At 58.6% G+C, this 22,848-nt stretch carries 18 protein-coding genes and 4 pseudogenes; 13 read left to right on the forward strand and 9 right to left on the reverse strand.

What is annotated here, in order from left to right; genetic code table 11:
* Positions 1-121 precede the first annotated feature (121 nt).
* From PMI09_RS30720 to PMI09_RS25750, 4 genes are all read right to left on the reverse strand, one after another.
* Positions 122-607, reverse strand: a complete 486-nt coding sequence (locus PMI09_RS30720; RefSeq protein ID WP_037084135.1) for a DUF1643 domain-containing protein — start codon at positions 605-607, stop codon at positions 122-124.
* 63 nt (positions 608-670) lie between these two features.
* The gene (locus tag PMI09_RS25740) at positions 671-1,945 is read right to left on the reverse strand and encodes a M24 family metallopeptidase (protein ID WP_007801350.1); all 1,275 of its coding nucleotides are present in this window, start codon (positions 1,943-1,945) and stop codon (positions 671-673) included.
* Between the two features lie 53 nt (positions 1,946-1,998).
* Positions 1,999-3,087, reverse strand: a complete 1,089-nt coding sequence (locus PMI09_RS25745) for a hybrid-cluster NAD(P)-dependent oxidoreductase (RefSeq protein WP_007801351.1) — start codon at positions 3,085-3,087, stop codon at positions 1,999-2,001.
* The gene (locus tag PMI09_RS25750; RefSeq protein WP_007801352.1) at positions 3,077-4,330 is read right to left on the reverse strand and encodes an aromatic ring-hydroxylating oxygenase subunit alpha; all 1,254 of its coding nucleotides are present in this window, start codon (positions 4,328-4,330) and stop codon (positions 3,077-3,079) included. Before PMI09_RS25750 ends, PMI09_RS25745 begins: the two co-directional genes overlap by 11 nt.
* Before the next feature lie 108 nt (positions 4,331-4,438).
* Between PMI09_RS25750 and PMI09_RS25755 the strand changes: the two genes are divergently transcribed.
* Complete coding sequence (locus PMI09_RS25755; protein ID WP_037084138.1) at positions 4,439-5,326, forward strand: LysR substrate-binding domain-containing protein; 888 nt, start codon at positions 4,439-4,441, stop codon at positions 5,324-5,326.
* 312 nt (positions 5,327-5,638) lie between these two features.
* Here PMI09_RS25755 and PMI09_RS25760 read toward each other — a convergent pair whose 3' ends face one another.
* The gene (locus PMI09_RS25760) at positions 5,639-6,913 is read right to left on the reverse strand and encodes an ATP-binding protein (RefSeq protein WP_007801354.1); all 1,275 of its coding nucleotides are present in this window, start codon (positions 6,911-6,913) and stop codon (positions 5,639-5,641) included.
* A gap of 322 nt (positions 6,914-7,235) precedes the next feature.
* On the opposite strand from PMI09_RS25760, the pseudogene PMI09_RS32880 reads away from it, so the two are divergent.
* The 12 genes and pseudogenes from PMI09_RS32880 to PMI09_RS25815 all read left to right on the forward strand — a co-directional run.
* Positions 7,236-7,505: pseudogene (locus PMI09_RS32880) on the forward strand (IS110 family transposase); the annotation flags it as partial.
* A gap of 151 nt (positions 7,506-7,656) precedes the next feature.
* A pseudogene (locus PMI09_RS32415) lies at positions 7,657-7,863 on the forward strand (FAD-dependent oxidoreductase); the annotation flags it as partial.
* A gap of 317 nt (positions 7,864-8,180) precedes the next feature.
* On the forward strand, positions 8,181-8,894 hold the full coding sequence (locus tag PMI09_RS25770; protein ID WP_007801355.1) for a GntR family transcriptional regulator: 714 nt from the start codon (positions 8,181-8,183) through the stop codon (positions 8,892-8,894).
* Positions 8,894-9,805, forward strand: a complete 912-nt coding sequence (locus tag PMI09_RS25775; protein ID WP_007801356.1) for a dihydrodipicolinate synthase family protein — start codon at positions 8,894-8,896, stop codon at positions 9,803-9,805. Before PMI09_RS25770 ends, PMI09_RS25775 begins: the two co-directional genes overlap by 1 nt.
* A complete protein-coding gene (locus tag PMI09_RS25780; protein WP_007801357.1) occupies positions 9,798-11,315 on the forward strand; it encodes an aldehyde dehydrogenase in 1,518 nt (505 codons plus the stop codon). Before PMI09_RS25775 ends, PMI09_RS25780 begins: the two co-directional genes overlap by 8 nt.
* Complete coding sequence (locus tag PMI09_RS25785) at positions 11,312-12,658, forward strand: NAD(P)/FAD-dependent oxidoreductase (protein ID WP_007801358.1); 1,347 nt, start codon at positions 11,312-11,314, stop codon at positions 12,656-12,658. Before PMI09_RS25780 ends, PMI09_RS25785 begins: the two co-directional genes overlap by 4 nt.
* A gap of 79 nt (positions 12,659-12,737) precedes the next feature.
* Positions 12,738-13,589, forward strand: coding sequence for a glycine betaine ABC transporter substrate-binding protein (locus tag PMI09_RS25790; RefSeq protein ID WP_007801359.1), 852 nt, complete (start codon positions 12,738-12,740; stop codon positions 13,587-13,589).
* 83 nt (positions 13,590-13,672) lie between these two features.
* A complete protein-coding gene (locus PMI09_RS25795; RefSeq protein WP_007801360.1) occupies positions 13,673-14,764 on the forward strand; it encodes a quaternary amine ABC transporter ATP-binding protein in 1,092 nt (363 codons plus the stop codon).
* Between the two features lie 23 nt (positions 14,765-14,787).
* On the forward strand, positions 14,788-15,636 hold the full coding sequence (locus tag PMI09_RS25800) for an ABC transporter permease (protein WP_007801361.1): 849 nt from the start codon (positions 14,788-14,790) through the stop codon (positions 15,634-15,636).
* Positions 15,633-16,484, forward strand: coding sequence for an ABC transporter permease (locus PMI09_RS25805; RefSeq protein ID WP_007801362.1), 852 nt, complete (start codon positions 15,633-15,635; stop codon positions 16,482-16,484). Before PMI09_RS25800 ends, PMI09_RS25805 begins: the two co-directional genes overlap by 4 nt.
* 13 nt (positions 16,485-16,497) lie before the next feature.
* Positions 16,498-17,496, forward strand: a complete 999-nt coding sequence (locus PMI09_RS25810; protein WP_007801363.1) for a 4-hydroxyproline epimerase — start codon at positions 16,498-16,500, stop codon at positions 17,494-17,496.
* A gap of 37 nt (positions 17,497-17,533) precedes the next feature.
* Positions 17,534-18,547 carry a GlxA family transcriptional regulator gene (locus PMI09_RS25815; protein ID WP_007801364.1) on the forward strand — a complete coding sequence of 338 codons (1,014 nt, stop codon included), beginning with the start codon at positions 17,534-17,536 and terminating at the stop codon, positions 18,545-18,547.
* 104 nt (positions 18,548-18,651) lie between these two features.
* On the opposite strand, the pseudogene PMI09_RS32420 reads toward PMI09_RS25815, so the two are convergent.
* The 4 genes and pseudogenes from PMI09_RS32420 to PMI09_RS25835 all read right to left on the reverse strand — a co-directional run.
* Positions 18,652-18,990: pseudogene (locus PMI09_RS32420) on the reverse strand (pyruvate kinase); the annotation flags it as partial.
* 62 nt (positions 18,991-19,052) lie between these two features.
* A pseudogene (locus tag PMI09_RS25825) lies at positions 19,053-20,319 on the reverse strand (glycerate kinase type-2 family protein).
* Positions 20,316-21,410 carry a tartrate dehydrogenase gene (locus PMI09_RS25830; RefSeq protein WP_007801368.1) on the reverse strand — a complete coding sequence of 365 codons (1,095 nt, stop codon included), beginning with the start codon at positions 21,408-21,410 and terminating at the stop codon, positions 20,316-20,318. The pseudogene PMI09_RS25825 and the gene PMI09_RS25830 overlap by 4 nt, the downstream one beginning before the upstream one ends.
* 23 nt (positions 21,411-21,433) lie before the next feature.
* The gene (locus PMI09_RS25835) at positions 21,434-22,732 is read right to left on the reverse strand and encodes an MFS transporter (protein ID WP_007801369.1); all 1,299 of its coding nucleotides are present in this window, start codon (positions 22,730-22,732) and stop codon (positions 21,434-21,436) included.
* Between the last annotated feature and the right edge of the window lie 116 nt (positions 22,733-22,848).

Below are 22,848 nucleotides of genomic sequence, written 5' to 3' on the forward strand. Positions count from 1 at the left end.
ACCTCTTCGATGTCCTGCCGGAGCTAGAGCGGTCTCTCTAGCCACACATGAAACCAGCGAAAAACCGAGGCTGCGCAACGCCTCGGCCTTGCGACCGGACGCGGCACCGGCGATAGCGAGTTCACCATTGGAATAGCTTCGGCTCGGCTGTGCCTGAAATATAGAGCGGGTGGCAGGGGTGGCCATCCGACGTGAATTTGAGTGCGTAGAGCTTTGACGTCGCGAGCATTCGACAAACCTCAAAAGCTCGATCACGATAGGCACCATGCCTACCCCAGCCACACACGATCCTGTCGCAGCTTTCGGACATCTTGCGTAAGTACCGATCGTTTTCAGGCCCAACCGGGTCCGCTTGCTCATAGAGCCGTCCCGGACTGGACGATCGAAGGGCGAAGAGATTCCCAACGACGAGACCGCCAAACCCCCACGACCTCGCAAAGGCGATGCATCGACGCAGCGTTGGATCGGTGCTGAAGGCGTCCGCAGTGGATGGATTGAGCATCAGGAACGCGACAGTCTCCCTTGAGGGATCCCACTGTCGCTCCAGCAGGTATCGATAGCAGTTACATCTTGAAAATAGTGCAGAAGAGATGGTGAAGTCGCTCATCCGCCGTCTCCATTCACCGGCCAATCCTAACGCGTTGCGGGCTTTCGCGCGTCCAGAGGCGTTTCAGATCTCCTCCCATGGGAAAGTGTCCAGGCGCTCCGCTCCTCGAGACGTAACAAGAACTTGCGTTTCCAGCTTGATGCTCTCCGACCCTGCCTGCGCAATCAAACTTTCAACATTTAGAACCATGTTCTCTTCAATGACGCCGCTGAAGTTCTGGTCGAAATCGGGGTGGAGCAGAATGCCGGGCCATTCGTCGGCCATTCCCGTCCCATGCACTGCCAGAGTATAGCGATAAGGCAGGTACTTTTCAGGAATGCGCCAGCTCTTTTCGTTGAAGTCAACGAATGTCATGCCAGGACGAATGATCGACAGGTTGTGCTCGATCTGATCCAACGCCGCCGAATAGAGCTCGCTTTGCTTGTCGCTCATTGCCACATGACCGCAGGTCCATGAGCGCGACAGGTCGGCGCAATATCCATAGGGCCCGATCATGTCCGTATCGAAGGAGATCATCTCGCCGCGCTTTATGACGTAGTCAGAGCACTCCTGATACCAGGGATTGGTTCGTGGGCCGGCCGTCAAAAGCTTCGTCTCAAGCCATTCGCCGCCACTGCGGGCGTTCTCGAAATGCAGCTCAGCCCAAATTTCGCGCTCCGTTCGTCCGGGCTCGGAAACCTCGTACATGCGGGCCATGCCGGCTTCGCACACCCGGATCGTCCACCGCATGAGTTCGATTTCTTCGGGACTTTTGATCGAGCGTGCTCGTTCGGCCAGCTCCTGGCCGTCCAGCAGTTCCAGGCCGCGCTTTAAAAGCTCCGATGCCGGCGCCGGCTCGAGCCTGTCGACGGCAAGTCTCTTGTTGCGCCCGTGGGACTTCATGACGTCTGCGATCTCATCGGCCCAGTCCCTCATTCGGTGCTCGACAAGGTTACCGGAGGTGAAGAACAGGTAAGATTTTGACGTGCGGATTTCATCGATACCGGGAAGCCCGTCATTGACGTGCTCCGATCCCTCGAATTCAAACATGATGGCGGGACCGTCAGCGACAACGAGCGCATATCGAGAGGGATTATGCATCGTCCAGATGGCCATGTTCGACGAGTCGAATGCGTAGCGTATGTTGACCGGATCATACAACAGCAACGCCGAACAGTTCCGTTCTTTCATTTGCAACCGTAGGCGGTCCAGCCGATACCGCCGCACGGAATCGAGGGTTTGCAAGGGAAGAGGACTTATGAGCGGCCGATCGGCTCCTGCCGGATTGAGATAGGCCTGCTTGCGCTCGTCCTTGAACACCGTGGAGCCTTGGTCGGAGATCCTGTCTCTAAGCAGCATGGTCGATCCCTTTTGTCGCCAAAGGATAGGTCGTGCGGGCGCGTGCCCAGCCGTTAGCGATCAATCACCAGGTCGCTGAGAGGCTTGGAGCAGCAAGGCAGGAACAATCCAGCGTCGATCTCTCGTTGCCGTATCCCGCCATTGTGGTTCATGTCGACCGCGCCAGAAACCAGCTTCGACTTGCATGTGCCGCATACGCCATTGGAGCAGGAGGAGGGGATGCGCACGCCCGACTTCTTCGCGCAGGCAAGCACCGTCTGGTCGTCGGCGACCTCTATCTTTCTGGATTGCTTGGCGAATTCGACCTGAAAAGCCTTGTTTGGTATCGAGGCCTCGCCGGTGACGGCTGGTTCCTCGATAATCGCTGCATCGAAGCTTTCCTCGATGTAGCTGTTCGCGGGCACTCCGAGCTGCGCGGTGATCGAGCGTGCCGCGGCCATGAATGGCGCCGGGCCGCAGCACATTACGGTTCTCTCCGCAATGTCGGGCACGGCGAGCTTCAGGAACTCGGGCGAAATCCGGCCTGTCAGCCCGGGCCAGGATGGCTCCCCATCGACGCTCTCAGGCAGAAACTGCAGGCGAAGGCCTTTCATTCGTGCGGCAAGACAGGCCAGCTCGTTGCGAAAAATCAGGTCGACCGGCGAGCGAGCCGCATGAAGAAATACGACATCTGCGGGCTCGTAGCGATCCGCCAGGCCACGCAGAATAGACATCACGGGCGTAATGCCGGAGCCGCCAGAAAGAAGCAGAAGCTTCGGGGCGGCGACGCGCGGACAGACAAAACGGCCGAGCGGCCCCTGAGCCTTCACGGTCATGCCGCTTTGCATGTTGTCATGAAGCCAATTCGATATTCTTCCGTTCACGACCCGCTTAACCGTCACGGTGAAGGCGTTTGCACGGTGCGGTGACGAGGAGATGCTGTAGCAGCGTGCCTCGGCATCATCGCCAATCGGGAAGTCGAAGAGGAAGTATTGTCCGCCCTCGAAGGTGAAGCGCTTGCCTTGCGGTGACGCAAAGGTGAAGCTCTTGACGTCGTGGGTTTCCTGATGAACGTCCAAGCACACCAAGGTGTCGTCTTGCTCGGGATCCCATGTGTCGCGCAGCGCTGAGCCGCCCTGCTTCTGTGCGAAATCAATATCCATTTGCGCGCATCCGATCGATGTACCACGTTGCAAACTTGTCGAGGTTGGTCTCCGAGAATTGCGAGTAGGGGCCGGGCCGGTAGGCAGGATCGAGCGCACCTGCATGGGAGCGTGCCACCAGGTCAGCGTCCTGGTCGGTCGTCGCAATCCAGACGTCCGTCAGCTTGTCGTAATCGTAGTCGACACCCTCAACCGCATCCTTGTGCACCAGCCACTTCGTCCGGACCAGGGTCTTGCCTGCCGACAGGGGGATGACGATGGCGACCACAGCATGGTCGCCCATGAAGTGGTTCCAGGAGTTGTGGCCCCAAAGATGGGTATCGCCTAAGTCCTTCCGCGTCATGTGGCCGAGCAGCTTAGATGATGCGGCCGTGGCGTCATGCGTCTGGGATTCGCCCGCGCCAGCGATGATCAGTCTTTGCGTGCGGAAGTTCGTGGCGCAGTCGGAGAGTTGCTCGACGGCGGCCGATGGGAAGCCGTCGGCCTCCCAGGCCTTGGTCTTGTCTTCATAGAGCCGAAAATGCTCTTGCGCCTGCGCGCGGTCCTCCGGGCTCAAGGTTTCCGGATCGAAGCCGAAGTCGAGATCGACGAAGGATACACAGAGCTCGGGATGGTTCGCGGAACAGTGGTAGCACTCACGATTGTTCTCCATCGTCAGCTTCCAGTTGCCATCCTCGATCACATCCGTCTGATGGGCGACCTTCGCATTGCGGATGTCGTAGGGAGCAAGGCGTTCAACCATTGTGTGCTCGAGGACGTCAATGTCGTGGGGAGGGTTGTCAGAGAGACAGGCATAGATCAGCCCACCAATCGACTTGAAGGTCACGGGTTTCAGTCCGTGACAATCCTTGTCAAAGTCCTTGCCCATATGAGGAGCGTAACTGAGTTCTCCGGTAAGCTCATAGGTCCAGGTGTGATAGGGACAGACAAGCTTTGAGACGATCGTTTTTCCTTCGTCCAGCAGGCGAGCGCCGCGGTGGCGACAGACGTTGTGCAGCACACGAATTTTGCCGTCGTCATCTCGCAGCAGGATGAGGCTTGTCTTGCCAATGTCGATGACAGTGGCATCGCCAGCTTCCGGAACATCGCAGTCGAGACCGATGCATATCCAGTGTTTGTGGAAGAAAACATCGATGTCCGCGTCGAAGACGTCTTCACGCGTGTAGAGGCCGGCGGGCAGCGAGTGTCCGTTCGTGCGAGCGTCGAGAAGGGCGGAGATGGAGGAGGGAAGTTTGTTTAGCATGAGAGCCCCTTATGCCTGTATTCGCATAGACTGCCCTTGCTACTGAGCCTCTTCAACGGCATTAATTATCACGCTCGCATAACGGTGAGTAATGTGACGGGGCATGGAATGCAGTTTCGCAGGCGCTTGCCGTCGATGACGGCTCTGATCATGCTGGAGGCGGTCCTTCGTCGTAAGAGCTTCACCATCGCTGCGGGCGAGCTCGGGGTTACCCAGGCGGCCGTAAGCCGGCAAATTGCGTTGCTGGAGGAAGAGCTCGGTCAGCCGATGTTCGTGCGCAAGCACCGCGCAATCGAGCCGACTGCCGCATGTCTGGTGCTGGGCGCCTCCCTGGCGCAGAGCTTCTCCAACATTTCCGACGCAATCGATGCCATCAAGGGGGCCGCCCAGGATGTGGTCACCATCGGCGCGACCGTGGCTTTTTCGTCTTTCTGGCTGCTTCCCCGCCTCGCCGATTTTCGCGCCCAGAATCCCGGCATTCAGATTCGCGTCGTGTCCCAGGATCAGAAGATCGATTTGGACAGCGGGGCGGTCGATCTTGCCATCCGGTTCGGGCTGCCTCCCTTCAGCGACGGAACGGTTATTGCCTCCCGCGGGGACGTGATAATGCTCGTCTGCTCGCCAGAATACCTCAACCGGCGCGACAAGGGTCCATTGTCCACGGCCGACGAGTTCATCGAGACTGACGCCGAGGACCGATCGTGGCTTTCCTGGGGCCAATGGCTCGCAGAACTTGGCGTGCACTTCGAGGTCACGCCCTCTCTTCGCTTCAGCCATTACACTGAGACCATATTCGCCGCACGCGCGGGTCAGGGAGTTGCCCTGGGCTGGGGCAACCTTGTTCAGACGTTCCTCGATGACGGCACGCTGGTTGCTCTCGATGAGACCAGACTATCGCCGGAAGGCCGATACAACGTTTTACTGCCGTTGAAATCCAGAAGGACGGTGGCTATCGACCGGGCTTCGTCATGGCTCACTGCCGCGCTTCACAAATGATCGTCTTCCCTTCGGGAAACTGCGGAATTCGGTAGGACGGAGTGCGAAATGTCACCCTGACGAAAGTTCCGTCTTGACCCTGCTCATATAAGCAAATGTCACAAGATTTTGACCGCAAAAATTGCTACCTCCGGCTCTGTCGATGGAGTTGGATTGCATAGTGTCGGTCGTCGAAGAACTGAAGGGAAAGCTGGCTGAACTGGAAGCCAGACTTGAGGAGATCAAAGCGGAAGCGCTCGTCTGGAAGCGCAAAAGACGTCCTTCTTTCAGGCCATGTGAAACATCGGCGGAAAGCTTCTTCCAGTCGATTGCTTATCTTACCGGAAACGACTGGAAGATCGATGCTGGCAGGGCGAAAAGCTTGTCTCCAAACACTAAGATTTGGTCGCCCGTATAGATCACTAAGCCGATAACGTCCCAGTTTTTTCCTGGTCCATTCTTGAAAGTTTGGAAATTTTTGAAATCGCTGAACGACACCGCCGATGAGGCCTTCATTTCGAAGCCTACCAATAGATTTCCATTCTCCGCGAGAATGTCGATTTCTGGTCCGTTGCGATCTCGCCAATGGAATAGACGCCACTCTTGGCGCTGAAGCGGAAGAGATTTCAGGAGTTCTGTGAGGATGTAGTTTTCGAACAATGAACCCAATGATGTCTGGTCTTTTCCGAGCGTATAGTCGTCGGCGGTTATTCCACGCAAAGCCGCGGCAACCCCTGTATCAATAAGGTGGTACTTGGGGTGTCGGACGTCTCGGCCAGCTTCGCCCGATGTCCAAGCGGGCAATCGATACACAATCGACAGGCGCTCCAGAATATCGAGATACTCGCTGACTGTCTGTCGCTGAATTCCCACCTTCTCACCAAGTTCAACCGTGTTCAGCTCGTTGCTGGTCCTGGTGGCCAATTGATTGATCAGTCGCCGCATAGAATCCGGACGTCTGATCTTCGTGACATCAGCGACATCTTTGTCGACGATAGCATCGACATATTCCCTGTAGCGCCGTTGCCGTGGTCTTTCGGCCAATGGCCGAATTTCCGGAAAGCCACCCCGAATGATCCGATCGATCGTTTCTTCCCTGGAAACCGAAACACACTCGGGCAGTGCTTTCACTTCGCCGCTCTCTTTCGCCCAATCAAGCAGACGACAAGGCCCTGACGAGCCGATTTCCGCAGAACTTAGTGGAAGCATTCTCAATGTCTGAACTCTTCCAGCGAGCGAATCCATAACGTCTGCCGACACGAAGATATTCGAGGAGCCAGTCAAGATGAATTGTCCCATCTGCCGATTTGTGTCGACAATCCTCTTTATAGCGAGGGCGATCTGTTTCGACCGCTGAACTTCGTCGATGACAACCGGTCTTCCCGCGGCTCTGTCGAACAGGAGTTGGACTTGGCCCTGTGCCTCGGTTTCGAGTGCCTGAAGAACGTTGTCGTCGTCCAACGTCGCGAATACGCCGTGCTCCAACATATCTCGGACCAGCGTCGTCTTGCCGACTTGCCTTGGTCCGATGAGGTTGATAACGCGGGCATTCTCCAATGCCTCATTCAGTTCTGACTTCAAATGGCGTTGATATAGGATTTTGTTCATCGTACGATCTTCCTCGATAAAAATAGTTAGTACATACAATAACTTACTGTCCGTGGATGGGTCAATCAATATTCAGCAAAATGTATGTTATAGTTTAAGCGAAATGTCTGCTACGGTGTCAAAAAAATGTCTGTTAGGATCGCCGCGAAATGTTCGTTTGAGGCAAGCGTTATGCTTATTTGATATCTAGCGAAACGTATGTTTGGTAATCAGCAGAATGTATGTTAGAAGTGAAGCAAAATGTACGTTACGCCACCGCTAAATCGATGGCCGGAAGTCAGAGGGCGCCAGCGGAAACTTCGGAATTCCTAAGAAACATTCAGCCGGGGCGCTATTGCGACTTGCCGCGGTTGCGGTTGGGCGCACTCAGACCGCGTTGAGGGCATTCCATCGGCGTCTGTTGGCATGCGTCGGCAAGGCCAAGGCGGTCACTGCCACGGCCCGCAAAATTGCCGTCTTGTTCTACAATACCCTGCGGCACGGTATGGAATACAGCGATCCGGCAGCCTCCCACTACGAGGAGACTTGCCGTCGACGCGTCCTCGCCGATCTCCAGCGAAGAGCAAGGTCGTTCGGGTATACCCTGCAGCCCGCCCAGCGCCCGGCTGAACGTTTCTTAGGCTTAGGAATTCCGGGAAACTGCGGGGAACAGGATAACGGCCTTTTGCTTCGAGCTGGGCAATTCAATCCAAGTGAAGGCGGCGGGTCTCGAGCCATTCTTTTGGGACAGCAAGCCAAGCATCGGAGCATTCGCCGCATGCGGCTGCAATGGCCTCGGAGCCTCGAACTCGACAGCATCCGGGATCGCGGCTGCAGAATTGGCCCTTGGGCATGACTCTGAACTCGGCCGGGTCTACGCACGACTGGCTGCGCCGACAGCATTGCCACCGCAGCCGATCGGCGCGAAGGTTCACCTCGCATATCGTGAATGGCGCGCGGGAGCCGAGTGAGCGCAGGGGTTCGCCTTTAAGACGGCGGTGTACATGCCTGTGGCCGATAGCCGCCTGTGGCCAGCGCTTGTGACTACTCAACTCGTCCAATGCCGAGTTCTGCCTCCGATCTTCCTCATCCAACCCTGATCCGCAGTGACGCGAAGCGAAATCGTCGTGAATGATTCGCTCGTTATTTCCGTATGTTAGCTGATAGAATCTTCAAATTGTATTCTGTAAGAACTTTTATTGTGTACGCAAAGTACACAATTTATTGACAGCATATTAGATGCGTGCCATGTTTCAGCCGTGGCGCAACCAACGGCGTGGAGTGACGCATGGCTAAGACCGTGAAGAGCAACCTGTACGAAGACTTGAAACGTCAAATTCTGACAATGGAGCTCGACCCCGACGCCGATCTAGACGAAGCCAGCCTGAGTGAGCGCTATGGCCTCTCCCGAACGCCGGTCCGAGACATCTTTCGTCGATTGGCAGGCGAGGGCTATGTCGATATTCGCGAAAACCGCGGCGCGCGCGTCATCCCGATGAACCATGCCACGCTGCGAAACTTCTTTCTGGTCGCGCCGATGATCTATGCCGCCATCGGTCGATTGGCGGTCCAGAACTTCAAATCATCACAACTTGCGGACTTGAAGCAGACGCAAGAGCGCTTTCGCAGGGCCAGCGAAAACCAGAATGCGCTGGACATGGTCCTTCAGAACAACCGCTTCCATGAGATCTTCGGCGAGATGTCGGCAAACGTCTATTTGCAGCCCAGCCTCGGCCGTCTGCTCATCGACCATGCCCGGATCGGCCACACTTTCTTCCGGCCGAGAAACGACGACATGAAGCGGCGCTTGCAGTTGGCCGTCGAACACCATGACGCCTTCATCGAAGCGCTGGCAGCGCATGACGAGGATGCCGTCGTCGATCTCGTCTTTGAACATTGGGAATTGTCCCGCGAGAACATGGAGATGTTCATCGCGCCGCAGGGACTGAAGGCGGACGTCTTCATCGGCGGTCCGGCTGCCAAAACATTGGAGAAATCATAGTGAAATTCGAGGGGATCTATACCCCGGCCGTCACTCCGCTTGATGAGAGTGGACAGATCGACCGGAAGGCATTCGCTGCCGTGCTGGAATCGCTGATCGAGGCGGGCGTCCACGGCATTATCGTTGGCGGGTCAACGGGCGAGTATTACGCTCAGACAAACCAGGAGCGTTTTGACCTCGCTTCTTACGCGAAGGACGTCATCGGGAGCCGCTTGCCGCTTATCATCGGAACGGGCGCCACACGGACTGAGGATTCGGTCGAATACGCGAAGGCTGCCAAGGAAATCGGCGCTGATGCGATCCTCGTTTCCACACCTCCCTATGCGCTTCCGACGGGGCGGGAAAATGCGGTTCACGCGCTCACCGTCGACCGCGCGGCCAATCTGCCGATCATGCTCTACAACTACCCGGCCCGCATGGGTGTGATGATGGGCGAGGAATATTTCTCGCGCGTCGGCAAGTCGAAGAATGTCGTCGCCATCAAGGAAAGTTCCGGCGACATGGGCAACCTTCATCTGCTCGCCAGGAAGTTCCCGCACATTGCGCTTTCCTGTGGCTGGGACGACCAGGCACTCGAGTTCTTCGCATGGGGCGCCAAAAGCTGGGTTTGCGCCGGATCCAACTTTCTCCCGCGCGAACACGTCGCCCTGTACGAGGCATGCGTTCGCGAGAAGAACTTCGACAAGGGCCGCGCGATCATGACCGCGATGCTGCCGCTGATGGACTTCCTCGAATGCGGCAAGTTCGTCCAGTCGATCAAACACGGCTGCGAGATCATCGGGCTCAAAACCGGATCCGTGCGCGCGCCGCTGCGGCCCCTCAATTCCGAAGAAAAGCGAACACTGCAGACCGTCGTTGCCACCTTGAAGCGCACTGTCGCCAACATCACGTCGGGAGCCAACCATGCATGAACCCTTGACCGCTGCCGAATACAAGGCGATCGCTGCTGATATTCAGTTGCCAACAAATGCATTCATCGATGGCTCGTTTCGTCCGGCAATCTCCGGCAACACGTTCAAGTCTACGAATCCGGCGACGGGCGAAACGCTCACCGAGATTGCCGCATGCGATACAAGTGATGTCGACTATGCGGTGGCCAAGGCAAAGGAGGCCTTTGACGACGGGCGCTGGCGTTTGCTTTCGCCTGGTGAGCGAAAGGAGATCCTCCTCAAGCTCGCCAAGCTCATCGAACGCAACCGGCACGAACTTGCGGTCATGGAGAGCCTCGACAGCGGCAAGCCGGTCCGTGAATGCCAGACCGTCGATATTCCTGACACGATCCATACGATCCGCTGGCATGCGGAACTGATCGACAAGCTTTACGACAATACCAACAATGTCGGACCGAATGCCTTGGCCATGGTGGTCCGCGAACCTATCGGCGTCGTCGGCTGCGTGCTGCCGTGGAACTTCCCATTGCTGATGCTGGCCTGGAAGATCGGCCCGGCTCTGGCTGCCGGATGCTCGGTCATCGTCAAGCCCGCACAGGAAACGACGTTGACGACGCTACGTGTCGCCGAACTCGCCCATGAGGCAGGTATTCCAGCAGGTGTGTTCAACGTCGTGACCGGCAGCGGCAGGGACGTCGGTGAGCCGATTGGTCTCCACATGGACGTTGATATGGTTGCATTTACCGGCTCGACGCCAACGGGACGCCGCTTCCTACGCTACGCGGCGGATTCCAATTTGAAGAAGGTGGTCCTCGAATGTGGCGGCAAGAATCCCGCGGTCGTTCTTCCGGACGCGGAAGATCTCGACCTCGTTGCCGAACAGGTGGTCAACGGCGCCTTCTGGAATATGGGCGAGAATTGTTCGGCCACATCCCGCCTGATCGTTCACTCCAGCATCAAGGAAGAACTGCTGAAGCGGATCGGCGCATATATGCGGGAATGGAAGACAGGCGACCCGCTCGATCCGGAAAACCGTATTGGCGCCCTCGTCAGTCAGAGCCATTTCGAGAAGGTGAAGTCGTTTCTCGACGACATCAAGACGGAGAACCTTTCGCTCGCCCACGGCGGCGCGACGCATAAGGGTGCCTTCATTGAGCCGACCGTGGTCGATGGGGTCACGGCGAAGAGCCGGCTGTTCCAAGAGGAGATCTTTGGACCGATCCTTTCGGTAACCACATTCGAGAACCTTCCCGAAGCCGTCGCCCTTGCCAACGACACCAACTACGGCTTGACCGCCTCCGTGTACACGGGCAGCCTGCGCAACGCCATCCGGCTGTCGCGCGACATCCGGGCGGGCCTCGTGACCGTCAACTGCTTTGGTGAGGGTGACGCCAGCACGCCGTTCGGCGGCTACAAGGAGTCCGGCTTCGGCGGTCGGGACAAGTCCATCTTCTCCCACGACAACTACTGCGAACTGAAGACGATCTGGATCGATGTCTCCGATCGCTCGGTCGACGAGACGATCCGATGACCAGGACCGTCGTCAAGCGGCTTCCCGCTGAATCTGGCGTCTCAGGCTGGGAGGCGATCAGCAGACGCGTCGCCCCCATTCGTACGCTGGAAGGCAGTGTGGCGGCCGACTGGCTGATCGTCGGTGCCGGGTTTGCGGGATTGTCTGCAGCCCGACGGCTCTCGCAGATCCGGCCGGGCGACAAGATCGTCGTCATGGAAGCCGGAGAGGTAGCCAAGAGCACGGCTGGCCGAAACTCCGGCTATATGATCGATGTTCCCCACAATCTCTCAGCGGGCGAGTATTCAGGCGCCAGTGAAGCGGCAACCGCCCTTGAGATTGCACAAAACCGCTTTGCGATCGATTTCGCGAAAAGCGCTGCGGACGAATACGGAATGTCCCGGGAGACATTCGATCCGTCAGGCAAGATCAATGCGGCTGCAACGGCGCGTGGAGTGAAGCTGAACGTCAGCTATGGCGAGTCGCTTCGGCGCATCGGCGAAAAGCATGTGTTCCTCGATAGATCGCAAATGCGCGAGCTGACAGGAACGGACTATTACCTCGGCGGCTTATATACGCCCGGTGCGGTGATGATCCAACCTGCGGACTATGTCCGTGGCCTTGCGGCAGGGGTTGGGCAGACTGTGACCATCTTCGAGCGCTCGCCTGTCACGGAGCTACGGCGTGAGGGTGGGACTTGGACGGCCAAATCGACACGGGGCGCAGTAACCGCCCCGAAGGTCATCCTGGGGGTCAACGGGCATATAGAGGACTTCGGTCATTTTCGCGGTCGGCTGATCCATATATTCGCCTACGCATCGATGACGGCTCCCTTTCCGGCGGATGATGTCGCCCACGCTGTCTCCGGGCAGGACCGGTGGGCGCTGCTCCCGGCCGATGCCATGGGCGCAACGGTTCGCAAGATCACGTCGAACGGCCTTTCACGCATCGTCCTTCGCACAAGATACACCTACGACAGGACGATCACTGTCACCGACAAACGCCTGGAAAAGCTGGCGGCCGCTCATCGCCGGTCGCTTGATGCACGCTTTCCGAAATTGACGGATTTGCCGTTCCAATACAGTTGGGCCGGCCGCCTTTGCCTCAGTCGCAATCACGTGCCGGCCTTTGGCGAAATCGACGAGGGCTTGTTCTCGGCGTGCTGCGAAAATGGCCTCGGGACCGTGAAGAGCACGCTTGCCGGTGTGCTGGCCGCCGAGTTGGCGACCGGAACCGGCTCCGGACAACTCGACAAATACATGGATCATCCGATGCCCACGAGACTGCCGCCAGAGCCGTTTGCGTGGCTGGGGATCAATTCGGTGATCCGGTTGCAGGAATTGCGTGCAGGCCGCGAGGGATGATCCCTTGCCGCGCAATGTGAAGACTGAGCCCACCGCAAGTCTTCAACGAGAATGGGAACGAAAACTAGGAGTAAGAACAATGAAGACTTTGTGGAAAGCGCTCTGCGCCGCCGCCATGGTCGGGATCAGCATGCTTCCTGCTCGCGCGGAAGAAAAGACGATCACCATGGGCACGATGTCATGGGAAGACCTGACGCCCATCACCGGTATCACCAAGAAGGTTCTCGAAGACGCCGGCTTCACCGTCAAGGTGACCGAGTTCTCCGAATGGGGCATCGCCTATGCCGCTCTTGCCAAGGGCGACATCCAGGTTCTCGCCTCGCAGACAGATTATGTCGCCCAGGACTACTGGAACAAGAACAAGAACCGTCTCGAGAAGATTTCGCCGGTTTCGCACGGCCTTTACCAGGGCATCGCGGTTCCGAAGTACGTTGCGATCGACTCGCTGGAACAGCTCAATGAAAACGCGGACAAGTTCGGCGGCAAGATCATCGGTATTGAACCGGGCGCCGGGCTGATGCGTGACTCTTCCAACGCCGTCAAGGACTACGATATCAAGCTGCAACTCGTCGAAGGCAGCACGGCTGCGATGACGGCGGCCCTCAAGTCGGCCTATGACCGCAAGGAGTGGATCGCCGTTACGATCTGGGAGCCGTCGTGGATGGTCCAGAAATACGAGGTAAAGTACCTCAAGGACCCGAAGAGCGTCTTCCCGCCGCCGCAGAGCTACTACTGGATCGGCAAGAAAGGTTTCTCCGAAGAAAACCCGCACGCCCGTGAAGTCATGGCCAGCGTCTATGTTCCGATCGCCGACATCACCGCCATCAACGGCGAGGTCAAGGACGGCAAGACGATGGATCAGGCTGTGCAGGGCTGGATTGCGGCGCATGCCGACCTGGTCAAGCGTTGGGAAAACATCAAGAAGAACTAACCGTGCAGGGCCGTCCGATCCGGTCGGGCGGCCCTTGAAGCCCAATGAGAAAAGCCAGCACCAATTGGCTCAAGGGGATCGCTATGAAAGCCGCAAATGCCGATACCAATGAAGTCCTGATTGACTGCCAATCCCTCTGGAAGGTCTTTGGAGACAAATCCGCCGCCGCCATGAAATCGATTGCCGAGCAGGGACTGGGCAAGAAGGACGTGCTGAAGGAGTTCAACTGCGTCGTTGGCGTCTCGAACGCCAGCCTGCAGGTACGGCGCGGCGAGATCTTCTGTATCATGGGCCTGTCTGGCAGTGGAAAATCGACGCTTATCCGGCTGCTCAACAAGCTGATTACACCAAGCGCCGGAAAGGTCCTTGTGAAGGGCAGGGACATTGCCGCGCTCTCCCCCGTCGAGCTCCGCCAGATGCGTGCCAAGAACATCGGCATGGTGTTCCAAAGCGTTGCGCTGCTTCCGCACCGCACGGTGCTCGAAAACGCCGGCTTCGGACTGGAAGTCCAGGGCGTCCCCAAGCTCGAGCGCAACAAGATCGCCAAGGCCGCATTGGAAACAGTGGGCCTGGCAGACTGGGTTGACCGCTACCCGAGGGAATTGTCGGGCGGCATGCAGCAGCGTGTCGGCCTTGCCCGCGCGCTTGCCTCCGATCCGGAAATCATCCTGATGGACGAGCCCTTCAGCGCGCTCGATCCGCTGATCCGGCGCCAGCTTCAGGACGAGTTCCGCCAGCTCACGAAGTCGCTCGGCAAGTCTGCCGTCTTCATCACGCACGATCTCGACGAGGCGATCCGCATCGGTGATCGCATCGCCATCATGAAGGACGGCGTCATTATCCAGACTGGTACTGCCGAGGAGATCATCCTCAATCCAGCGGATGATTATGTCGCCGAGTTCGTGGCGGGCATATCGCGACTCCATCTGATCAAGGCGCATTCCGTGATGCACAGCGTTAGCGAGTTTCAGCGCAGCGAGCCACATTCCGATATCTCGTCGCTGCTGCGCACCACTCCAGATGCCGACATCGACGAGCTGATCACGCTGACCATGCAGACGGACCGTGACGCCATTGCCGTCGTCGACAACGATGAGGTCGTCGGCGTGGTCACGCCGCGCAGTCTCCTCATGGGCGTCAAGGGTACCTCCAACAACGATCGCGCGGCGGCCTGACCGCTGAACGGGAGCTGAGTGACATGGACATTTCAAGCTTCACTGACACCTTCGACGAATGGACGGACACCGCGCTCGAATGGGTAAGCGACAATGGAGAGACCCTTTTCGACTACGTCAGATGGGTTCTCGAGGGGCTCTACGATGGGATCCTCTGGCTGCTGGCGCTTTCACCATTCTATGTCGTCGCAATCATGGTCGCGCTGGTGGGATGGCGGCTGGTGAACGCCTGGTTCGCGATCCTTGGCGGCGTTGCGCTTCTGCTGTGCTTTTCCATGGGACTCTGGTCCGAAACGATGAGCACCTTGGCACTGGTCTTGACGGCGACGGCGCTCGCGCTGGCGATCGGTATCCCTGTCGGGATCGCGGCAGGTTTCTTTACGGCTCTCGACCGGTTCATGGAGCCGGGCCTCGATCTGATCCAGACGCTTCCGCCATACATCTATCTGCTGCCGGCGATTGCCCTGCTGGGCTACGGTCCAGCGACGGCGCTTATCGCCACCATTGTCGTTGCCATGCCGCCGGCAATCCGGCTGACCGCGCTTGGCATCCGCATGACGCCAAGCGAGTTCGTCGAACTTGGAGAGGCAAGCGGAATGAGGCCGGCCCAGATGTTCTTCAAAATCCGCCTGCCGTTTGCTCTTCCCAGCATCATGGCTGGGATCAACCAGAGCCTGATGATGGCATTTGGCATGGTCGTGATCGCCGGCATCGTCGGCTCCGGCGGTCTTGGAGAGACGATCTACGGCGCGATCCGAACGCTCGACATCGCGACGTCCATCAACGGGGCAATCGCGATCGTCGTCCTGACTATGGTGCTCGACCGCATAACACAGAGCGCGGCCCGGCTTGGAACAGGGAGGCAGTCATGAACCCGTCGGTTTTGCAGTTTTCGCCGGGCGCTTTTCTGGCTCCGGCGGTTGACTGGCTGAACACCAACCTGCATCCGCTGTTCGCCGCGATCAGCTATTTGGTGGAGGCCGTGCTGTCGGCAATCGAGGCCGCACTTCTATTCGTGCCGCCTGTTGCCCTTATTGCTATCGTCGTCGTCGCAGCCTTTCTTGCTGTGAATGTGCGAGCGGCAATCCTGGCAGGTCTCTGCCTGGGGTTCTGCCTGATCGTCGGGTTCTGGACGGCGTCAATGCAGACGGTTGCACTTGTGACCGTCGCCGTCCTGATCTCCGTGCTCATCGCGTTTCCCATTGGCGTCCTCTGCTCGCGTTACAAGACCCTTGAAGCGATCGTGCGACCAGTCCTCGACGTCATGCAAACCGTGCCGCCGTGGGTTTACCTGATCCCCGCGGTAATGATCTTCAGCCTGGGGCGCGTACCAGCCATCATTGCCACGATCGTCTACGGCATCCCGCCGATGCTGCGACTGACCACTTTGGCGTTCAACCAGGTGCCGCGCGAGTTCGTGGAGCTTGGCAGTGCGATTGGTGCCCATCCTCGTTCAGTGCTCTGGAAGATCGAAATTCCGTTGGCCAAGCAGACGCTGTTGGTCGGCCTGAACCAATGCATTCTCCTCTCGCTGGCCATGGTCGTCCTGGCGGGCCTTGTTGGAGCAGGTGGTCTTGGCGCCGAGGTGACGCGCGGTCTGACCCGCATGGAAATGGGGCTGGGTTTGCGCGCAGGCCTCGCAATCGTGGCAGTCGCGCTGCTGCTTGACCGGTTAAGCCGCGGTCTTCTCGATCGCGACAGCACGCCTCGGGCAGCGTGACTCGAGGAAAGATATGAGAAAAAGCTTCTTATGCATCGACGCCCACACCTGTGGAAATCCGGTGCGTGTCGTTGCCGGCGGCGGGCCGCTCTTGCCACATGTTCCCGTCGGCGAGAGGCGCGAACTCTTCGTCCGCGACCATGACTGGATCCGACAAGCCTTGATGTTCGAGCCCAGAGGACACGACATCATGTCGGGAGCAATTATCTATCCCGCCTATCGTGACGACTGTGACTTTGCGGTCCTCTTCATCGAGGTAAGCGGTTGCCTTCCGATGTGCGGTGCTGGAACGATCGGCGTCGTGACGGCCGCGATCGAGGAGGGGCTGGTGACCCCACGCAGGCCGGGGCGTGTTTCCATCGAAACGCCGGCGGGACGGGTCGACGTCGCCTACGAGGAAAAGAATGGGTATGTGGACTCGGTTCGCCTCTACAATGTGCCCAGCTATCTGCACGAAGCGGACGTCGCCGTGGATGTGCCTGGAATGGGGCGCCTGAATGTCGATATTTCCTATGGTGGCAACTACTACGCCGTTGTCGAGCCACAGGAGAACTGGGCCGGACTTGCCGGTATGACCGCGGCCGAGATTGTCGGCTTCAGCCGGGGACTCCGAGAGGCTCTGGCGGACCTGTGCGACCCAGTCCATCCAGACGATGGAAGAATTCGCGGCGTCCATCACGCGATTTGGTGCGACCATCCGATCAACGACCAGTCGGATGGCCGATGTGCTGTGTTTTACGGAGACAAGGCGATAGATCGGTCGCCCGGCGGAACCGGCACCTCGGCACGTATGGCGCAATTGCACGGAAAGGGAAGGCTTGCTGTCGGCTCTTCTTACCGGCATGAGAGCCTGATCGGGACGGTGTTTCAGGGCAGGGTGGAGGCCAATGCCGACATTGGTGAGTATAAGGGCATCCTTCCGAGCATAGGCGGCTGGGCGCGCGTCATCGGCCACAACACGATCTTCGTGGATGATCGAGACCCGCTGGCACACGGCTTTCAGATAAGGTGAGTGAGGGCTGCAAACGTCCAGTATCAAGGAGATTGAGATGCGACCAGAAGACTATCGGCAAGGAGACGCCGTCGGCAAATCCGCTGGCCGTCTAAAGGTTGGATTTGTGCTTGCTCGATCCTTCACGCTTTCAGCATTCGCGCTTTTCGCGGATACGTTGCGGCTTGCGAGCGACGAGCATGATCGTTCCGGACGAGTACTGGCGGACTGGCAAGTGCTCGGAAGTACGCGGCATCTGATTGCGTCAAGCTGTGGGATCCAGGTGGCACCGACGTCGGATTTCGTGGATCCGACGAGGTTCGATTACATTGTCGTTGTCGGAGGCCTTCTCACAGCGGAAAACCCTGTCGATCACGACACGATCACATTTCTCAAGCGCGCGGATGCCGCCAGGGTACCCTTGATTGGTCTTTGTACCGGCTCGTTCATCCTTGCCGATGCTGGCTTAATGAGAAACCATGAGACATGCGTTAGCTGGCTCCACTACAAGGAGTTTCGCGAGCGCTTTCCTGATCTTGCTGTACGATCGGACAGGATATTCAACCTGGACCGGCAACGCGGTTCCTGTGCCGGCGGCAGCAGCGCAGCCGATATCGCGGCGGTCCTTGTGCGGCGGTATATCAGCCGCGAGGCTGAGAGAAATGCCTTGGAAGTTCTACAGATCGAAAAGGCGCGCTCCGCCGGCGACATTCAGCCACGGCGCCCTTTGCACGACGAATACGAAGATAACCGGGTCAAAGCGGCGATGATCCTGATGGAGCAGCATGTCGAAGGCGGCATGACCATTCTCAAGCTCGCGGCTTCCGTTCGCCTGTCGCGGCGTCAACTCGAACGGTTGTTTTTGGAAAAGGCGGGCATGTCTCCTGCAAAAGCCTACACGCGCGTAAGGATGGAGAGGGCAAAGGCCCTGCTTCTGCAATCGAAGGCGTCCCTGATCGAAGTCGCGCTCGATGTTGGATACGAGAACGCCTCCCACTTCACTCGCACTTTCAAGCGCATATTCGGCCAAACGCCAACTCAACTTCGGGCCTCTGGACTACCCCTCCACTAGATGCCTCCGGTCGCAACAATCGAGGAGCTGTGTGGCGATATCCCGTTAGCTCCTTTGTGGGCGAACAGATCGAGGCGTGTGAGGTTCTTCCACGGGCCCGGAAGGAGCGGACGTTTCGCCCTCGTTATCCAGACCCTGATCCCATGCATGCGTGCAGCGGCTCCAACGAACGGAACGATGACCGGTGCTCCGATCGAGGCCGCAACACTAGCGGCTGCAGCAGCCACCGCGTGGGAAGGTGTCGCGTCGACACCAGGCTCGGTCGCTTCCAGAATCGGACGATAAGGTTTGTGCTTCTCCGTCTTTTCGATAATGGGATCCATCATCGCCACTGTTTCCATCGGATAGGAGCCGGTTGCAGATTCGGCCGAGAGCATCACGGCGTCGGCACCGTCATAAATCGCTCCCGCGACATCGGAAGCCTCCGCACGAGTCGGCGTCGGCACGATACCATGCCGCCGCGACTATCTTCGCTCGGCGATTGCTTCGGATAAACATGATGCCTTTACCCTATAAGGATTGCGCGGATGTCGTTGACATTGGTGAGGGTTGGACCTGTGACCACGAGGTCACCGATCGCCGAAAAGGCGCTGTAGCTGTCGTGCCTGGCAAGAACCGAACGAGGAGCGACGCCCGAAGCCGCGATGCGTGTGAGAGTGTCGGGCGTGACGATTGCGCCAGCGGCATCCTCTGCTCCGTCGATTCCGTCGGTATCGCCGGCGATCGCCCAGACGCCCTTTACGCCGTCCAGTCCTATCGCCAGGCTCAAAAGGAACTCGGTGTTCCTGCCGCCGCGCCCGGTCGAATCCTTTGGAAGTGAGACCGATGTTTCTCCGCCGGACAGAATGACCGCCGGACCGTTGATCGGATGTCCTTTTGTCTTCGCCGAGATCGCAATGCCGGAGAGAACCGTGCCGACTTCTCTTGCCTCGCCCTGAAGCGCGTCGCCCAGGATGATGGGCGCGATTCCTTCTTCGCGGGCAACCTGCGTGGCAGCATCCAGCGCCATGGACGGCGACGCGATAAGTCTGACCTCCAGGTCGGTGGGCATTTTGAGAAGGGCAGAGCCACCCCTGTCCAGAACCGCTCGAGCAGCCGGCGGCAGTGAGCCGGTAACGCGAAATGATCTCCCTCGCATCGTCGACGGTGGTCCCGTCCGCCACGGTCGGGCCGGAAGCGATCTGCGACGGTTCGTCGCCAGGAACATCCGAAATGACCAAGGTGACAACTCGCGCCGGGTAGGCGGCAGCAGCAAGGCGTCCTCCTTTGATTCCGGAAAGTTGCTTCCGGACGATATTCATTTCCGAGATCGTCGCGCCGCTTGCGAGGAGCATCCGGTTGACGGCCTGCTTGTCTGCGAGCGTCATGCCGTCTGCGGGCGAGACGAGGAGCGAGGACCCGCCGCCCGATATCAGGGCCACGACAAGATCGTCGGGACCGAGCCCACGAAGGCTCGTCAGAATACGATCGGCTGCCCTCACGCTCATTTCGTCAGGAACCGGATGTGCCGCCTCGATGATCTCGATACGCCCGGCGGGCACCGCGTGGCCATAACGCGTCACTACCACGCCACTCAGTTCGACGTCGCTCCAGGCGGCTTCCAAGGCAGCCGCCATGGCGGCGGATGCCTTGCCCGCTCCGACTACGACGCATCGGCTGCGAGGGCGATCCGGAAGATGCTGGGCGACCACCTTGCTCGGATCCGCACTTGCTACTGCTGCGTCGAACATGCGGCGCAGCACCCGGCGGGCTGAAGCGTCGTTCCAGCTCATTCGGCCGCTGCCATCTTCAGGATGTTGGATCCGGCGATGGCTTCGCAGACCGCGTCGGTCACCTGCTTCGTGGTGGCCGTGCCGCCGACGTCAGGTGTGAGGATGCCCGCGTCGGTCACGCGTTCGACCGCGCTCATCAACCGTGCCGCCGCCCCGGGTTCTCCAAGATGTTCGAGCATCTGCGCTGCCGTCCAGAAAGTGGCGATCGGGTTTGCGATGCCCTTTCCCGTGATGTCGAAAGCCGAGCCGTGGATCGGTTCGAACATCGACGGAAATCGACGCTCCGGATCAATGTTTCCGGTCGGAGCGACGCCGAGCGAGCCCGCAAGTGCGCCAGCAAGATCCGAGAGGATGTCGGCATGCAGGTTCGTCGCGACGATCGTATCGAGGCTCTGTGGCTTCAGTGTCATTCGGACAGTCATGGCGTCGACCAGCATCTTGTCCCAGGTCACGTCCGGAAATTCCTTGGAGACTTCTGCCGCGATCTCGTCCCACATGACCATGCCATGTCGCTGCGCGTTGGACTTAGTGACGACGGTGAGCAGCTTGCGTGGACGAGATTGTGCGAGCTTGAACGCGTAGCGCATGATGCGTGTCACTCCGACCCGTGTGAAAATGGCGACCTCGGTTCCTACCTCTTCTGGAAGGCCCTTGTGGGCGCGGCCTCCATGGCCGGAATATTCGCCTTCCGAATTCTCACGAACGATGACCCAATCGAGATCTCCAGGACCGCAGTTGCGCAGCGGCGGAGTGATGCCAGGGAGAATCTTTGTCGGTCGTACGTTCGCGTACTGGTCGAAGCCCTGGCAGATGGGGAGGCGAAGGCCCCAGAGGGTGATGTGGTCAGGAACGTCGGGCGCTCCAACTGCGCCGAAGTAGATTGCGTCGAATTTCTTCAGCGTCTCCAGACCGTCCGCTGGCATCATCACGCCATGCTTCTTGTAGTAATCCGAACCCCAATCGAACGTTTCCGACTGGATCTTGAAGTCTCCGCTGCGCTTCTCGAGCGCCTCCAGAACCTGCAGGCCAGCTGCGATAACTTCCGGACCGATACCATCGGCGGGAATGGCGGCAATCTTGTATTCACGCATTTGTTTCTCTCCAGCTTGGAATATTAGTGTTGGACCGAGGTTGCTTGCCCGGGCTGGCGCGCTGCGCTCCTGGCCAGGAGCAGGGTGGTCAGGGCCGAGACTACGAGGAGTGCAGCGACGAAATACAGGCCACCTGCGAAACTGCCGGTAAGGTCTTTTATCCAGCCGATCATGGAGGGCCCCACGAAACCGCCGAGGTTGCCGATCGAGTTGATCGTCGCGATCCCTGCGGCGGCCGCTGGGCCTGACAAGAAGAGTGTTGGCATGCTCCACAGCGGTGGCTTGGAGGCGCTGATCCCGATGTTGACGAGCGTCAGTGCCAATAGGACTGCGAAAACTGTGGTGGCACCGCTTGCGAAGGCGAGTCCGGCGGCGGCGAGCAGACATGCTCCCACGACGTGCCACGTACGCTCAGCCTTCTTGTCGGAGTTTCGCGCCCAAAGGATCATTCCCACGACCGCGAAGACAGCCGGGATCGCATTCACGAAGCCGACCTGCAACGAAGAAAGGCCAAAGCTTTTGATGATTTGGGGAGCCCAAATTCCGAGAGTATAGAGGCCCGCAGAGGTGCCGAAATAGACCAGGGACAAGGCAAGGACGCGAACGTCGGTCAGACCCGCCCAGATGCTATGACTTGCCTTGGGTTTACCAGCTTGTTCCTGCTCCATCGTCTTAACGAGCCATGCGCGTTCGTCATCGGAGAGCCACTTCGCCTTTTCCGGGCGGTCCGTCAGGACGAACAGCACAACGACGCCCAGCACCAACGCCGGGATTGCTTCGATCGCGAACATCCACTGCCAGCCGGCCAAGCCCCAGATCCCATGCATTTCCAGAAGCGCGCCGGAGATCGGAGAGCCAATGGCGGTCGCAAGCGGTGCTGCAGCCATGAACATCGCCGTTACAGCCGCCCGGCGGCGGGCCGGAAACCAGTAGCTCAGGTAAAGGATGATGCCGGGGAAGAAGCCCGCTTCGGCCACGCCGAGCAGAAATCGTAGGACGTAGAAGCTTGTCGTCCCCTGTACGAGCGCCATGGCTCCGGAAACAAGGCCCCACGTGATCATGACGCGGGCGATCCAGATACGAGCCCCGACCTTGTTAAGGATCAAGTTGGATGGGACCTCAAACAGGAAGTAGCCCAGAAAGAAGATACCAGCGCCGACGCCGAAGACTGTCGATGTAAAACCGAGGTCCTGGTTCATCGTAAGCGACGCGAAGCCGATGTTCACACGGTCGATGAACGCGATGAGATAAAGAACCATGATGAATGGCACGATGCGCCATGTGATCTTGCGTAGTACGCGCGTTTCCAGATCGCTTGTCACAGCAAGCTCCTCCCTATGTTCGAGACATGCGCGTCCTCTCGCGCTGATCCGGGACTCTAGTTCTCCCTTTCCCTGGAATTAACAATCGGATAATTATATAATTATTTGATACAATA

The sequence above is a fragment of the Rhizobium sp. CF122 genome, from assembly GCF_000282035.1.
In the GTDB taxonomy this organism is placed as follows: Bacteria; Pseudomonadota; Alphaproteobacteria; order Rhizobiales; family Rhizobiaceae; genus Rhizobium.

What these genes read in the sequence shown, in the direction of transcription:
- PMI09_RS25785 (WP_007801358.1), top strand. Translation starts at nt 11,312, where the DNA reads ATGACCAGGACCGTCGTCAAGCGGCTTCCCGCTGAATCTGGCGTCTCA.
- PMI09_RS25760 (WP_007801354.1), bottom strand. Translation starts at nt 6,913, where the DNA reads ATGAACAAAATCCTATATCAACGCCATTTGAAGTCAGAACTGAATGAG.
- PMI09_RS25795 (WP_007801360.1), top strand. Translation starts at nt 13,673, where the DNA reads ATGAAAGCCGCAAATGCCGATACCAATGAAGTCCTGATTGACTGCCAA.
- PMI09_RS25740 (WP_007801350.1), bottom strand. Translation starts at nt 1,945, where the DNA reads ATGCTGCTTAGAGACAGGATCTCCGACCAAGGCTCCACGGTGTTCAAG.
- PMI09_RS25800 (WP_007801361.1), top strand. Translation starts at nt 14,788, where the DNA reads ATGGACATTTCAAGCTTCACTGACACCTTCGACGAATGGACGGACACC.
- PMI09_RS30720 (WP_037084135.1), bottom strand. Translation starts at nt 607, where the DNA reads ATGAGCGACTTCACCATCTCTTCTGCACTATTTTCAAGATGTAACTGC.
- PMI09_RS25815 (WP_007801364.1), top strand. Translation starts at nt 17,534, where the DNA reads ATGCGACCAGAAGACTATCGGCAAGGAGACGCCGTCGGCAAATCCGCT.
- PMI09_RS25805 (WP_007801362.1), top strand. Translation starts at nt 15,633, where the DNA reads ATGAACCCGTCGGTTTTGCAGTTTTCGCCGGGCGCTTTTCTGGCTCCG.
- PMI09_RS25770 (WP_007801355.1), top strand. Translation starts at nt 8,181, where the DNA reads ATGGCTAAGACCGTGAAGAGCAACCTGTACGAAGACTTGAAACGTCAA.
- PMI09_RS25830 (WP_007801368.1), bottom strand. Translation starts at nt 21,410, where the DNA reads ATGCGTGAATACAAGATTGCCGCCATTCCCGCCGATGGTATCGGTCCG.
- PMI09_RS25750 (WP_007801352.1), bottom strand. Translation starts at nt 4,330, where the DNA reads ATGCTAAACAAACTTCCCTCCTCCATCTCCGCCCTTCTCGACGCTCGC.
- PMI09_RS25755 (WP_037084138.1), top strand. Translation starts at nt 4,439, where the DNA reads ATGCAGTTTCGCAGGCGCTTGCCGTCGATGACGGCTCTGATCATGCTG.
- PMI09_RS25790 (WP_007801359.1), top strand. Translation starts at nt 12,738, where the DNA reads ATGAAGACTTTGTGGAAAGCGCTCTGCGCCGCCGCCATGGTCGGGATC.
- PMI09_RS25810 (WP_007801363.1), top strand. Translation starts at nt 16,498, where the DNA reads ATGAGAAAAAGCTTCTTATGCATCGACGCCCACACCTGTGGAAATCCG.
- PMI09_RS25745 (WP_007801351.1), bottom strand. Translation starts at nt 3,087, where the DNA reads ATGGATATTGATTTCGCACAGAAGCAGGGCGGCTCAGCGCTGCGCGAC.
- PMI09_RS25780 (WP_007801357.1), top strand. Translation starts at nt 9,798, where the DNA reads ATGCATGAACCCTTGACCGCTGCCGAATACAAGGCGATCGCTGCTGAT.